The sequence below is a fragment of the Buchnera aphidicola (Aphis craccivora) genome, assembly GCF_005082145.1.
In the GTDB taxonomy this organism is placed as follows: Bacteria; Pseudomonadota; Gammaproteobacteria; order Enterobacterales; family Enterobacteriaceae; genus Buchnera; species Buchnera aphidicola_U.
On sequence record NZ_CP034897.1, the window covers coordinates 549,675 to 562,061 of the forward strand.

Here is a 12,387-nt window from a genome sequence, read left to right on the forward strand (position 1 = left end):
ATTCTCCTACTTTCGATTTTTACGATGTTGCTTTTTTGATGGAATAGATGGTTTTTTTTCTAATTGCTCAATAGTTGACATTCCACCTAATATTTCACCTTTAAAAATCCAAACTTTTACACCTATTACACCATATGTTGTATGTGCTTCTGAAATACTATAATCAATATTTGCACGAAGAGTATGTAATGGAACTCTTCCCTCTCTATACCATTCTCTACGAGCTATTTCAGCACCACCTAGTCTACCACTTACTTCTACCTTAATACCTTTTGCTCCTTGTCTCATTGCATTTTGAACAGATCTTTTCATAGCTCTTCGAAACATAACTCTTCGTTCTAATTGAGAAGTAATACTATCTGAAACAAGTTTGGCATCTAATTCAGGTTTTTTAACTTCAGAAATATTAATTTGAGCTGGAACACCAGTGATTTTTGCAATAACAATTCTTAGCTTTTCAACATCTTCGCCTTTTTTGCCTATTACAATACCTGGTCTAGCTGTATAGATAGTAACACGAATACTCTTCGCAGGCCTTTCAATTACAATACGAGAAACTGATGCTTTTATTAATTCTTTCATTAAAAATTGACGAACTTTATAATCACTATCCAAATGATCCGCAAACTCTTTAGTATTTGAAAACCATACAGAGTTCCACTTTTTAATTATACCCAATCGCATGCCATTAGGATGGACTTTTTGACCCATTACTTGTTCTCCAAAACATTAACAATCAGAAACAATTACAGTAATATGACTAGTACGTTTTAAAATTCGATCCGCTCGCCCTTTAGCACGAGGCATCATTCTTTTCATTGCGGAACCTTCATCTACAAATATATTTTTAACTTTTAATTGATCTATATCAACACCATCATTATGTTCTGCATTTGCTATAGCTGATTCTAGTACTTTTTTGACTAAAACTGCTGCTTTTTTATTGTTAAAACTTAGTATGTTTAATGCTTGTGGCACTTTTTTACCACGAATTAAATCTGCTATCAAACGAATTTTTTGAGCAGAAGATCGAGCTTTTCGATGTTGAGCTAAAGTTTCCATTTGTTCCTCTTTTTTCTAACGTTTTTTCACTTTTTTATCTGCAGTATGTCCTCTATAGGTACGAGTTAAAGAAAATTCACCTAATTTATGTCCAACCATTTCTTCAGTAATAAAAACTGGAATATGATTTCGACCATTATGAACAGATATTGTTAAACCAACCATATTAGGAAATACTGTTGAACGTCTAGACCAGGTTTTTAAAGGTTTTTTATCATTTAATTTTACTGCTTTTTCTACTTTTTTAAATAAACTAACATCAATAAAAGGACCTTTTTTCAAGGAACGTGGCATAAAATGATTCTCTAAAGTTATTTATGACGATGACGTAAAATAAATTTTTCAGTACGTTTATTTTTTCGAGTCTTTCTTCCCTTTGTTTGAACACCCCAAGGAGTTACTGGATGCTTTCCAAAATTTCTTCCTTCACCACCTCCATGAGGATGATCTACTGGGTTCATAGCAGTACCTCGAACAGTTGGTCGAGTTCCAACCCATCTTGAAGCACCAGCTTTTCCTAGAACTTTCAACATATGTTCTGAGTTCCCTACTTCACCGATTGTCCCTCTGCAATTAGACTCAGTTTTTCTCATTTCTCCAGATCTTAATCGTAAAGTTGCATAATCTTTATCACGAGCAACTAATTGAACATAACTTCCTGCAGATCTGGCAATTTGACCTCCTTTTCCTGGTTTCATTTCAACATTATGAATGAATGAGCCAATAGGAATATTCTTAATTGGTAAAGTATTTCCTATTTTTATAGGAACATTTAGTCCAGATGTAATAGTATCACCTATTTTTAAACCTTTAGGAGCTAAAATATAACTTCGTGTTCCATCTTTATACAATATTAAAGCAATATTAGAAGATCGATTAGGATCATATTCAAACCTTTCTATAACGGCATCTATATTATCTTTATTTCTTTTAAAATCTATAATACGATATGCTCGTTTATGTCCACCTCCTATATGTCTAGTGGTAATCCGACCGTTATTATTCCGACCTCCAGTTTTACTTTTTTTTGTAATAAGTGAAGAATGTGGATTGCCTTTATATAATTCCTTATTGACAACTTTAATAACATGACGTCGACCTGGAGATGTTGGTTTACATTTAACAATCGCCATTTTTATTTCCTCTAGCTACCTACTCTAAATTTCCCATAAAGTCTAAATTTTGACCTTTTTTTATTTTAATATATGCTTTTTTCCAATCTTTACGTAAAACAATACGATTAGATTGGCGCTTTTTTTTACCTTGAACACACACTGTTTTAATACTTTCTACTTGTATATTAAATAACTTTTGTACTGCAGATTTAATTTCATATTTAGTAGAACTTTTTAAAACTTTTAAAACAACAGTATTAAACTTTTCCATCAATATAGACGATTTTTCAGAAATATGTGGAGAGAGTAATATTTTTAACAAACGCTCTTCAGAAATCATGAAAGTATTTCCTCTATTTTTTTTAAAGCTTCTACAGTAATTACAACATGATCAAAAGCGATTAAACTAACTGGATCTATGGAATTTATATCTTTTACATCAACTGAATATAAATTTCTAGAAGCAAGAAATAAATTTTTATCTAATTTATAGGTAATAATAAGAACATTTTTTAAATTTATTTCTTTTAACTTTTCAACTAATAATTTTGTTTTAGGTAACGTTAATGAAAAATTTTTAAAAATAATGAGTCTTTTTTGACGTATTAATTCAGAAAAAATACTTTTTAATGCACCACGATACATTTTTTTGTTAATTTTTTGAGAATGTTCTTGAGGTTTTGCTGCAAATGTTACTCCTCCTGAACGCCAAATAGGACTTCTGAAAGAACCTGCACGAGCACGTCCTGTTCCTTTTTGGCGCCATGGTTTTCTACCTGAACCAGAAACATCAGCACGACTTTTTTGTGCTCTCGTACCTTGACGAGTAGACGCTGAATAAGCAACAACCACTTGATGAATTAGAGCTTCATTAAAATCTCGAGCAAAAATGATTTCAGAAACACTAAGAAGGTTTTGCACGTCTTTAACTACTAATTCCATGCTTAATTCCTTATTCCTCAAATCTTAATAGCTGGTTTAACAATAAGATCACTACCTACAGGGCCAGGAACGGCGCCTTTTACTAGAAGTAAATTACGATTTTCATCAATACGTATTATGTTTAAATTTTGTACTGTAACACGTTTATTTCCTAATTGTCCTGCCATTTTTTTTCCTTTAAAGACTCTACCAGGAGTTTGATTTTGACCAATAGATCCTGGTACTCTATGAGATAATGAGTTTCCATGTGTTGCATCTTGAGTGCGAAAATTCCAACGTTTTACAGTACCAGAAAAACCTTTTCCTTTAGAAAAACCTGTAATATCTACTTTTTTAACCTTATTAAAAATATTAATTTCAACACTTTGTCCTAATTTAAAATTTTCATTTAAATTTGTTTTAAATTCCCATAAACCACAGCCTGGAATAACACCTGCTTTTAAATAATGACCTGATTGTGGTTTTTTAAGTCTATTTAATTTTTTTATACCTGTTGTAATCTGAATAGCACAATATCCATCGGTTTTTATATTTTTTATTTGTGTTATTCGATTCTCTTTAAATTCAATTACGGTAACAGGAACCGAGCATCCTTCCTTGGTAAAAATACGAGTCATACCAACTTTTTTACCAACTAAACCAATCATTTTAAAAACCTTATATATCTGTCTAATTAACCTAAACTAATTTGAACATCTACACCAGCAGCAAGATCAAGCCGCATTAGTGCATCAACAGTTTTTTCAGTAGGCTCTACTATATCAATCAATCGTTTATGTGTACGAATCTCATATTGATCACGTGCATCCTTATTAACATGTGGAGAAATTAAAATTGTAAACCGTTCTTTACGAGTTGGAAGTGGAATAGGTCCACGTACTTGTGCACCAGTTCTTTTTGCTGTTTCAACAATTTCTGTAGTTGATTGATCAATTAATCTATGATCAAATGCCTTTAAACGAATACGAATTCTTTGGTTCTGCATGATACCAGAACTCCAATTTTATTAAAAAATAAAAATTTTGCCTTTCTCTATTTTTAGAGAATGGATGTAATTAATAATAACTTCTATATAACTCCTAATTAGGAGTGTTGTTAAATATATAAATATTTTATAAAATTATTTTATTTAAATCAAATAAATCTATATTATCAATATTAATACCAAGAAAAGAGCATTTTATACTCTTTTCTTAATAAATTCAACTAAGTACAGTGTAAATATTACATCATAAAAAATTAAACTAACACTTTAGAAACAACCCCTGCACCAACAGTTCTACCACCTTCACGTATTGCAAACCTTAGTCCATCAGCCATAGCAATTGGATGAATTAAAGTAACAGTCATTTTTATATTGTCCCCAGGCATTACCATTTCCACGCCTTCAGGTAATTCAATAGAACCTGTAACATCAGTAGTTCGAAAATAAAACTGAGGACGATATCCTTTAAAAAAAGGAGTATGTCGACCACCTTCTTCTTTTGACAAAACATATACTTCAGACTCAAATGTTGTGTGCGGATGAATACTACCAGGTTTTGCTAAAACTTGACCTCTTTCAATTTCATCACGTTTCGTACCACGAAGTAAAACACCTACATTTTCACCTGCTCGGCCTTCATCTAATAATTTTCTAAACATTTCAACACCGGTACAAGTAGTTTTAGTTGTTTTTTTGATTCCTACAATTTCCACTTCTTCACCAACTTTAATGATTCCTTTTTCAACTCTTCCCGTAACAACTGTTCCTCTTCCTGATATAGAAAAAACATCTTCTATAGGTAATAAAAAAGGTTGATCAATTGCTCTTTTTGGTTCAGGAATATAGCTATCTAAAAATTTAGATAATTCTAATATTTTAGATTCCCATTCAGAATCTCCTTCTAATGCTTTTAACGCTGATCCGCGAACAATAGGGGTATCATCTCCTGGAAAATCATATTGAGTTAATAAATCACGAACTTCCATTTCTACTAATTCTAATAATTCTTCGTCGTCTACCATATCGCATTTATTTAAAAAAACAACAATATAGGGAACGCCAACTTGTCTTCCAAGTAAAATATGTTCGCGTGTTTGAGGCATAGGCCCATCAGTAGCAGCTACTACTAAAATAGCCCCATCCATTTGAGCTGCGCCAGTAATCATATTTTTAATATAGTCTGCATGACCTGGGCAATCAACATGAGCATAATGTCTTAGCTCAGTATCGTATTCTACATGAGAAGTGTTAATTGTAATTCCCCTAGCTTTTTCTTCTGGAGCATTATCTATTTGATCAAAAGCACGTGCAGAACCTCCATATTTTTTTGATAATACAGTAGTAATTGCTGCAGTTAATGTTGTTTTACCATGATCTACATGACCAATAGTTCCGACATTAATATGAGGTTTTAAACGTTGAAATTTTTCTTTTGACATTATTGTATCCTTGATAATTTTAGTTGAAATATTGTAAATAGAATTACTTAGCTTTTTTTTGAATGATCACGTCAGAAACGCTAGATGGTGCTTCAACATACTTTAAAAACTCCATAGAATAAGATGCTCTCCCTTGTGTTTGAGAGCGTAAATCAGTTGCATAACCAAACATTTCAGATAAAGGAACGCAAGCATTAATAATTTTACCCATAGATAAATCTTGCATTCCTTCAATAATACCCCTTCGACGATTTAAATCACCAATAACATCTCCCATATAATCATCAGGTGTTTCTACCTCAACTTTCATGATAGGTTCTAATAAAATAGGTTTAGCTTGTTTAAAACCTTTTTTAAATGCTAAAGAAGCAGCAAGCTTAAACGCTAACTCCGAAGAATCAACATCATGATAAGATCCAAAATAAAGGCGAACACCTATATCAACTACTGGATAACCTGCTAAAGGTCCATATTTTAATTGTTCTTGAATACCTTTATCAATGGCAGAAATATACTCATTAGGTATTACACCGCCTTTAATATCATTGATAAATGAATAACCTAATCCTCCTGGTTCTAATGGAAAAAGTTCTATAACAACATGACCATACTGTCCTCTACCACCAGATTGTTTAATATGTTTTCCTTCAATATCAGTAACTTTATTTAAAATAGTCTCACGATATGCTACTTGGGGTTTTCCAATATTAGCATCAACACTAAATTCCCGTTTCATTCGATCCACAATAATCTCTAAATGCAATTCACCCATTCCAGAAATAATTGTTTGATTAGATTCTTGATCAGTATGAACTTTAAAAGAAGGATCTTCTTTAGCTAATCTACTTAATGCTAAACCCATTTTTTCTTGATCAGCTTTTGTTTTAGGTTCTACAGAAATTGATATTACTGGTTCTGGAAACTCCATTCGTTCTAATATAATAGGTTTGTTTAAATCACATAATGTATCACCAGTAGTAACATCTTTTAATCCAATGGCAGCTGCTATATCACCTGCATACACTTCTTTTATCTCTTCTCTTTTATTTGCATGCATTTGAACAATTCTACCAAATCTTTCACGTTGAGATTTGACAGAGTTAAAAACAGTATCTCCTGACTTTACTATCCCAGAATATACTCTAAAAAATGTTAAATTTCCTACAAATGGGTCAGTGGCAATTTTAAATGCTAAAGCTGAAAATGGAGCATCATCATTCGATGATCTAAAAGCAGGAGCGTTTGTTTGATTATTTGATGAAATACCTTTAATAGCTTGAACATCATTAGGAGCAGGCAGATATTCAACTATTGCATCTAATAATGCTTGTACTCCTTTATTTTTAAAAGCAGAACCACAAGTAATAAGTGTAATTTCATTATTTAAAGAACGTTTTCGTAGTTCTTTTTTTATTTCTTTTTCAGATAATTCTTTTCCATTTAAATATTTTTCCATAAGATCTTCATTAGATTCAACAGCTGATTCAATTAAATTTTGATGCCATTTTTCAGATAATTTAAGCATATTTATAGGAATATCTTTATAAGTAAAAGTAATTCCTTGATCAAAATCTTGCCATTCAATCGCTTTCATTTTAATTAAATCTATGACGCCTGTAAAACATTCTTCCGAGCCAATGGGTAACTGTAAAGGTACAGGATTACCTCCTAATCGTGTTTTAATTTGTTTTATAACTCTAAAAAAATTTGCTCCCATACGATCCATTTTATTGATAAAAGCTATACGAGGTACATTATATTTATTCGCTTGTCTCCAAACTGTTTCAGATTGAGGTTGAACACCACCTACTGCACAATAAACCATAACTGCACCATCTAAAACACGCATAGAACGTTCTACTTCTATAGTAAAATCTACGTGTCCAGGGGTATCAATAATATTAATTCTATGAGATTTAAACTGTTTACCCATACCACTCCAAAAAGCAGTAGTAGCGGCAGATGTAATTGTAATTCCTCTTTCTTGTTCTTGCGCCATCCAATCCATGGTTGCTGCACCATCATGTACTTCGCCAATTTTATGATTGATTCCAGTATAAAAAAGAATTCTTTCTGTAGTAGTAGTTTTACCAGCATCTATATGTGCACTAATTCCAATGTTTCGATATCTAGAAATAGGTGTTGTACGGGACATAATAAATTTTACTTTTAGTTTTTAAAGGTTATTGTAAATAAGCAAAATTAAAATACTTGCTAAATATAAATTTTAAAAATTTTAAAAAAATTACCAACGATAATGAGCAAATGCTTTATTCGCTTCAGCCATACGATGAACTTCTTCTCGTTTTTTAACGGAAGCCCCTTTGTTTTCAAGTGCATCATATAATTCATTTGATAAACGTAAAGCCATAGATTTATCTGATCTTTTACGAGCTGAATCTATAATCCATCGCATAGCTAATGCGTTTCGACGTATTGGACGTACTTCAACAGGAACCTGGTATGTAGAACCACCAACTCGACGTGATTTAACTTCTACAGTGGGACGAACGTTTTCCAAAGCAATTTCAAACGCTTCTAATTCTTTTTTTTCTGATCGTTTCGATAAATTTTTAAGAGCAGTATAAACAATTACTTCAGCGATGGATTTTTTTCCATCTACCATTAAGATATTAATAAATTTAGCTAATAAATCTGAAGAAAATTTTGGATCTGGCAAAATTTTTCGAGCAGTAATAATACGACGACGAGGCATAAAATCTCCTTAAAATTTTTGTTATTTATTAAATAATTAAACTTTTGTTTTTTTAACACCGTATTTAGATCGACCTTTTTTTCGATCTTTAACACCAGCACAATCTAAAGAACCTCTAATTACATGATATCGAACACCAGGTAAATCCTTAACTCTTCCGCCACGTATTAAAATAACAGAATGTTCTTGTAAATTATGACCTTCTCCACCTATATATGCTGTTACTTCAAATCCATTAGTTAACCTTACACGGCAAACTTTACGTAATGCTGAATTAGGTTTTTTAGGGGTTGTCGTATAAACTCGAGTACACACCCCTCTTTTTTGAGGGCTATTTGATAAAGCTGGTACATTTGTTTTTATTAGTTTTCGTAAACGAGGTTTTCGGACCAATTGATTAACCGTGGCCATATATACTCCTATTTAATAATTAATTTTATGATGAATTTTAACATAAAAAAAAATTGAGATTATATTATAATGTAGAATTATGGGACTGGATATATAAATCAAAACAACTAAGTATAATTTACCAAGTCATCTGTGTTTTATTTTTAAGTGTTAATGAAACGAAATGAAAATAACTAATTAATGTAAAATCACTAGATATATTATTTATAATTCCGCGAGCATAAACATCATCCTTGATAAGATATAAATTTGCCGAGCTAAAAATAATGCTATCTAAAAAAAAATTATTAGTTAAAGCAATTAAAACACCATCTTGCAAAGCTAAAAAATCATCTTGTTTTTTTAACATACTTATAAGAAGAGGTATATTAGTTTTATAAGGAGATTGTATTAAAGTGTGTAACATAATAAATTTACCTTAAAAATTAATAATTGCGTCATGATCATCTAACTTTAAACGCAAAAAATATGAATTTAATATGTTAACTGGTAATATAAACTCAGTATCAAAATTAACTCCTCTTTGAAATAAAGATAATTTACAACAATAAAAATCTTTTATTTCATACAAAGATAATACAGAAAATAAAGAAGTATAATTACGAGTTAAAATTTTTTCTGATTTATAACTTTTTAATAATTGAAAAATACCATCGTTGATGAAAAATAAACTTATTTGTTTTAAAATAGAAGAAACTCCTAAAATAGCATCTAATCCTTCTTTTCCGAGAGTTGTTCCATGCGGAGCATGAGAAAAAACAAAAGCAATTTTTTTCATAAAAAATATTATATTAAATTAAAATTGTATTATACGATCTGAAATATTTATGGAATTTCCAAATTCTAACAATCCGCTTAATTGAAAAAAAGGTGCTATATTTCCTTTTGTAAATCTAGATAAAGTATTATCTTCTACCACACCTCTTCTCAATGCAGCACTAGCACACACATATAATTTTACACTGTATTTTTGATATAATTTTTGCCAACCTGTAATTAAGTTAAATTCATCAATTGGTGGTTGGTTTATAATATTGGCATTAAGTACACCATCACAATAAAAAAAAACACTATTTAATACATGATTCATTTTTATTAATGATTTGCAAAATAAAAAAGCTGTACTTGCATTTTGTGTGCCATAAGCAGCGCCTGTAACTAAAATTGTATAATGCATTATATGTTTTTATATTACCTAATATTTTAATTGTTTTTTACATCAATTAACTCTATATCAAAAATTAAAGTAGAACTTCCTGGAATCCCATTTAAAGGAGTGTTTCCATATCCTAATGAAGGTGGTATAACTAACTTAATTTTTCCACCTTTTTTAATATATTTTAAACCTTCTTGCCAGCCTAATATTACATCTTTTAATGTAAATACAACAGGCTTTCCTCGACTATATGAATTATCAAATTCTACCCCGTTAATTAACGAGCCCTTATAATGAACTGTAATTTCTGTATTTTCTGTTATTTCTTCGCCCTTTCCTGGATTTTCTATAATATACATTAAACCACTGTGAGTTTTTCGGGCACCTTTAATTTGAGAAAATTTTTCCATATACAATTGTCCTTGAATTAAATTTTCTTTTTCATCTTTTTTAATTTGAATTTTAGTCGCATTTTTAAGTTTTTTTTCTAGATTTTCAAGAATTTCAGAAATTTCTTGACTAGATAACTGTAAGTTATTTGAAATAGCATCTTGAATGCCTAATAAAAGACTATTTTTGTCTAATTGAATTCCCAACTTTTTTTGTTTTTCAAAAGATTGATTTACATAATTACCTAAAGAAACTCCTAACGCATATCCTATTTTTTCATTTTCATTTTTAAAAATTTTTTTAGTTTCTAAAGAAGGTTGAAATTGAGAAATTAACTGTGTTTTTGAATATGAATTAGGAATATAAAATAATAACAATAAAAACATAATTCTTTTTAGTAGAAAAAAAATCATTTATTGCTCCATTAAATAAATTTTTATTTTTTAAAAATTTTATATTAAATAATCTTTCTTAAAATAAAATTATTTTATATAATATTAAATAGAAAATAATAAAAAATTAAAAAAATAAAAATAAAAATGAAAAAAAATAACAAAAAATTTTATCTTCAAAAAAAATATATTAAAGCACTGAAAAATAAAATTTTACTGCATCAAATAGAAATAAAAAATATTCAAGAAAATATAAAATATTTATCAAAAAAATTAAATTATATAAATTTATATATTAATCGATTATCGGGAATAAATCGACCTCCACACTATTAATTGCAATTTCATTTTTTATGCTTATTTTTTAAAAAAAAATTATATAATTTTTTCTAAAGCACAACAAAAACGACTCATACCTTCAATAATATCAGATTCTTTAATAATTAATGAAGGTGCCATTCTAATTACATTATTGCCTGCGACTAATAAAATTACACCTTCTATAAATGCAGCGTTCAAAATATCATATATTTTTCCAACAAAATTTTTTTCTAATACAATACCAATGAGTAAACCAATTCCTCTTATTTCTGTAAATAATTTAAAACGTTTATTAATAATATTTAACTCAAATATAATTCTATGTAATTTCTTTTTAACACCAGATAAAACATCCTTTGTATTAATAATATCGATTGTTGCTTCAGCAACTGCACAAGCAAGAGGATTTCCTCCATATGTTGTGCCATGAATTCCAGGTTTAATAAAAGATTGAATTTCACTTGTCGTTAACATTGCACTAATTGGAAAGCCACCTCCTAAAGATTTAGCAATAGTTAAAATATCAGGTTTTATTCCATAATGTTCATATGCAAATAATTTACCAGTTCTACCTATACCTGTTTGTATTTCATCAAAAATTAATAATACATTATATGTATCGCATAATAACCGAAGTTCTTTAACAAAAGATTTTGAAGCGGGAATAATTCCGCCTTCACCTTGAATTAATTCTAAAACTATTGCGCAAGTATTTTTATTGATTATCTTTTTTACAGTTTCAATTTTATTAAATTCAGCATGCTGAATCCCTAAAGGCTTAGGTCCAAAACAATCCGAGTATTTTGACTGTCCACCAACAGAAACTGTAAATAATGTTCTACCATGAAATGAATTATAAAAAGAAATAATTTGATTTTTTTTTAAATGATATTTCTTAGTCGAATAATAACGTGCTAATTTAAACGCTGCTTCATTTGCTTCAGCACCTGAATTAGCAAAAAAAACATAAGATGCAAAACTTGATAAAACTAGTTTTTTAGCTAATCTTAAAGCCGGTTCATTTGTGAAAATATTACTAGTATGCCATATTTTTTTACTTTGATAATTTAAAACTTCATTTAATATAGGATGACAATGACCTAATGATGTAACTGCAATACCACCAGAAAAATCAATGTATTCTTTTCCTTCTTGATCCCAGAGACGACTACCTTTTCCTTTTACGGGAATAAAAAAAGAGGGATTATAAAAAGGCAAAATTAAATTATTAAAACTATTTCTTGTAACTGATGTTTTTTTTAATATCATTAAATTTCCTAAAATATATATTTACTAAACTAATAAACTTTTAAAAAATAAAAAATATATTTTTAAAAATATTTAAGAATTTAAAGAAAAAATAAAAAATTTATTAAGTAAAAAGTTTAAATCAACAAAATTAAAATATACATTATATTTTATTAAATTTAAACTTATTTTAATAATAAAATCAGAAGT

General features: G+C 29.3%; 18 protein-coding genes. 1 reads left to right on the forward strand and 17 read right to left on the reverse strand.

The window, feature by feature from the left end:
* Positions 1-6 precede the first annotated feature (6 nt).
* From rpsC to fkpA, 16 genes are all read right to left on the reverse strand, one after another.
* A complete protein-coding gene (gene rpsC, locus D9V60_RS02630; protein WP_158360784.1) occupies positions 7-711 on the reverse strand; it encodes a 30S ribosomal protein S3 in 705 nt (234 codons plus the stop codon).
* Positions 712-729: 18 nt separating this feature from the next.
* Positions 730-1,062, reverse strand: coding sequence for a 50S ribosomal protein L22 (rplV, locus tag D9V60_RS02635; RefSeq protein ID WP_158360785.1), 333 nt, complete (start codon positions 1,060-1,062; stop codon positions 730-732).
* A gap of 15 nt (positions 1,063-1,077) precedes the next feature.
* Positions 1,078-1,356 carry a 30S ribosomal protein S19 gene (rpsS, locus tag D9V60_RS02640; protein WP_158360786.1) on the reverse strand — a complete coding sequence of 93 codons (279 nt, stop codon included), beginning with the start codon at positions 1,354-1,356 and terminating at the stop codon, positions 1,078-1,080.
* A 17-nt stretch (positions 1,357-1,373) separates the two neighbouring features.
* Complete coding sequence (gene rplB / locus D9V60_RS02645; RefSeq protein WP_158360787.1) at positions 1,374-2,195, reverse strand: 50S ribosomal protein L2; 822 nt, start codon at positions 2,193-2,195, stop codon at positions 1,374-1,376.
* Positions 2,196-2,214: 19 nt separating this feature from the next.
* Positions 2,215-2,517 carry a 50S ribosomal protein L23 gene (gene rplW / locus D9V60_RS02650; RefSeq protein ID WP_158360788.1) on the reverse strand — a complete coding sequence of 101 codons (303 nt, stop codon included), beginning with the start codon at positions 2,515-2,517 and terminating at the stop codon, positions 2,215-2,217.
* Positions 2,514-3,119, reverse strand: coding sequence for a 50S ribosomal protein L4 (rplD, locus tag D9V60_RS02655; protein ID WP_158360789.1), 606 nt, complete (start codon positions 3,117-3,119; stop codon positions 2,514-2,516). Before rplD ends, rplW begins: the two co-directional genes overlap by 4 nt.
* A gap of 17 nt (positions 3,120-3,136) precedes the next feature.
* Positions 3,137-3,766: a 50S ribosomal protein L3 gene (gene rplC / locus D9V60_RS02660; protein ID WP_158360790.1), complete on the reverse strand. Its 630-nt coding sequence runs from the start codon at positions 3,764-3,766 to the stop codon at positions 3,137-3,139.
* A 26-nt stretch (positions 3,767-3,792) separates the two neighbouring features.
* Positions 3,793-4,104, reverse strand: a complete 312-nt coding sequence (gene rpsJ / locus D9V60_RS02665) for a 30S ribosomal protein S10 (protein ID WP_053940444.1) — start codon at positions 4,102-4,104, stop codon at positions 3,793-3,795.
* Positions 4,105-4,358: 254 nt separating this feature from the next.
* Positions 4,359-5,543 (reverse strand): elongation factor Tu, encoded by a 1,185-nt coding sequence (gene tuf, locus D9V60_RS02670; RefSeq protein ID WP_158360791.1) that lies wholly within the window; start codon positions 5,541-5,543, stop codon positions 4,359-4,361.
* 43 nt (positions 5,544-5,586) lie between these two features.
* Complete coding sequence (gene fusA, locus D9V60_RS02675) at positions 5,587-7,698, reverse strand: elongation factor G (protein WP_158360792.1); 2,112 nt, start codon at positions 7,696-7,698, stop codon at positions 5,587-5,589.
* Positions 7,699-7,788: 90 nt separating this feature from the next.
* On the reverse strand, positions 7,789-8,259 hold the full coding sequence (gene rpsG / locus D9V60_RS02680; RefSeq protein ID WP_158360793.1) for a 30S ribosomal protein S7: 471 nt from the start codon (positions 8,257-8,259) through the stop codon (positions 7,789-7,791).
* Positions 8,260-8,295: 36 nt separating this feature from the next.
* On the reverse strand, positions 8,296-8,670 hold the full coding sequence (rpsL, locus tag D9V60_RS02685; RefSeq protein ID WP_158360794.1) for a 30S ribosomal protein S12: 375 nt from the start codon (positions 8,668-8,670) through the stop codon (positions 8,296-8,298).
* A 118-nt stretch (positions 8,671-8,788) separates the two neighbouring features.
* Positions 8,789-9,076, reverse strand: coding sequence for a sulfurtransferase complex subunit TusB (gene tusB, locus D9V60_RS02690; protein ID WP_158360795.1), 288 nt, complete (start codon positions 9,074-9,076; stop codon positions 8,789-8,791).
* Positions 9,077-9,088: 12 nt separating this feature from the next.
* Positions 9,089-9,448 (reverse strand): sulfurtransferase complex subunit TusC, encoded by a 360-nt coding sequence (gene tusC / locus D9V60_RS02695; protein WP_158360796.1) that lies wholly within the window; start codon positions 9,446-9,448, stop codon positions 9,089-9,091.
* A gap of 18 nt (positions 9,449-9,466) precedes the next feature.
* Positions 9,467-9,847 carry a sulfurtransferase complex subunit TusD gene (gene tusD, locus D9V60_RS02700; RefSeq protein WP_158360797.1) on the reverse strand — a complete coding sequence of 127 codons (381 nt, stop codon included), beginning with the start codon at positions 9,845-9,847 and terminating at the stop codon, positions 9,467-9,469.
* A gap of 26 nt (positions 9,848-9,873) precedes the next feature.
* A complete protein-coding gene (gene fkpA / locus D9V60_RS02705) occupies positions 9,874-10,629 on the reverse strand; it encodes an FKBP-type peptidyl-prolyl cis-trans isomerase (RefSeq protein WP_158360798.1) in 756 nt (251 codons plus the stop codon).
* Positions 10,630-10,755: 126 nt separating this feature from the next.
* Here fkpA and D9V60_RS02710 point away from each other — a divergent pair, with 126 nt between their 5' ends.
* On the forward strand, positions 10,756-10,944 hold the full coding sequence (locus D9V60_RS02710; RefSeq protein WP_158360799.1) for a hypothetical protein: 189 nt from the start codon (positions 10,756-10,758) through the stop codon (positions 10,942-10,944).
* A 39-nt stretch (positions 10,945-10,983) separates the two neighbouring features.
* On the opposite strand, the gene D9V60_RS02715 is transcribed toward D9V60_RS02710, so the two are convergent.
* Positions 10,984-12,198, reverse strand: a complete 1,215-nt coding sequence (locus D9V60_RS02715) for an aspartate aminotransferase family protein (RefSeq protein WP_158360800.1) — start codon at positions 12,196-12,198, stop codon at positions 10,984-10,986.
* Positions 12,199-12,387: the final 189 nt, after the last annotated feature.

Coding starts and splice junctions, on each gene's coding strand:
- rpsC (WP_158360784.1), bottom strand. CDS start 711: ATGGGTCAAAAAGTCCATCCTAATGGCATGCGATTGGGTATAATTAAA.
- rplV (WP_158360785.1), bottom strand. CDS start 1,062: ATGGAAACTTTAGCTCAACATCGAAAAGCTCGATCTTCTGCTCAAAAA.
- rpsS (WP_158360786.1), bottom strand. CDS start 1,356: ATGCCACGTTCCTTGAAAAAAGGTCCTTTTATTGATGTTAGTTTATTT.
- rplB (WP_158360787.1), bottom strand. CDS start 2,195: ATGGCGATTGTTAAATGTAAACCAACATCTCCAGGTCGACGTCATGTT.
- rplW (WP_158360788.1), bottom strand. CDS start 2,517: ATGATTTCTGAAGAGCGTTTGTTAAAAATATTACTCTCTCCACATATT.
- rplD (WP_158360789.1), bottom strand. CDS start 3,119: ATGGAATTAGTAGTTAAAGACGTGCAAAACCTTCTTAGTGTTTCTGAA.
- rplC (WP_158360790.1), bottom strand. CDS start 3,766: ATGATTGGTTTAGTTGGTAAAAAAGTTGGTATGACTCGTATTTTTACC.
- rpsJ (WP_053940444.1), bottom strand. CDS start 4,104: ATGCAGAACCAAAGAATTCGTATTCGTTTAAAGGCATTTGATCATAGA.
- tuf (WP_158360791.1), bottom strand. CDS start 5,543: ATGTCAAAAGAAAAATTTCAACGTTTAAAACCTCATATTAATGTCGGA.
- fusA (WP_158360792.1), bottom strand. CDS start 7,698: ATGTCCCGTACAACACCTATTTCTAGATATCGAAACATTGGAATTAGT.
- rpsG (WP_158360793.1), bottom strand. CDS start 8,259: ATGCCTCGTCGTCGTATTATTACTGCTCGAAAAATTTTGCCAGATCCA.
- rpsL (WP_158360794.1), bottom strand. CDS start 8,670: ATGGCCACGGTTAATCAATTGGTCCGAAAACCTCGTTTACGAAAACTA.
- tusB (WP_158360795.1), bottom strand. CDS start 9,076: ATGTTACACACTTTAATACAATCTCCTTATAAAACTAATATACCTCTT.
- tusC (WP_158360796.1), bottom strand. CDS start 9,448: ATGAAAAAAATTGCTTTTGTTTTTTCTCATGCTCCGCATGGAACAACT.
- tusD (WP_158360797.1), bottom strand. CDS start 9,847: ATGCATTATACAATTTTAGTTACAGGCGCTGCTTATGGCACACAAAAT.
- fkpA (WP_158360798.1), bottom strand. CDS start 10,629: ATGATTTTTTTTCTACTAAAAAGAATTATGTTTTTATTGTTATTATTT.
- D9V60_RS02710 (WP_158360799.1), top strand. CDS start 10,756: ATGAAAAAAAATAACAAAAAATTTTATCTTCAAAAAAAATATATTAAA.
- D9V60_RS02715 (WP_158360800.1), bottom strand. CDS start 12,198: ATGATATTAAAAAAAACATCAGTTACAAGAAATAGTTTTAATAATTTA.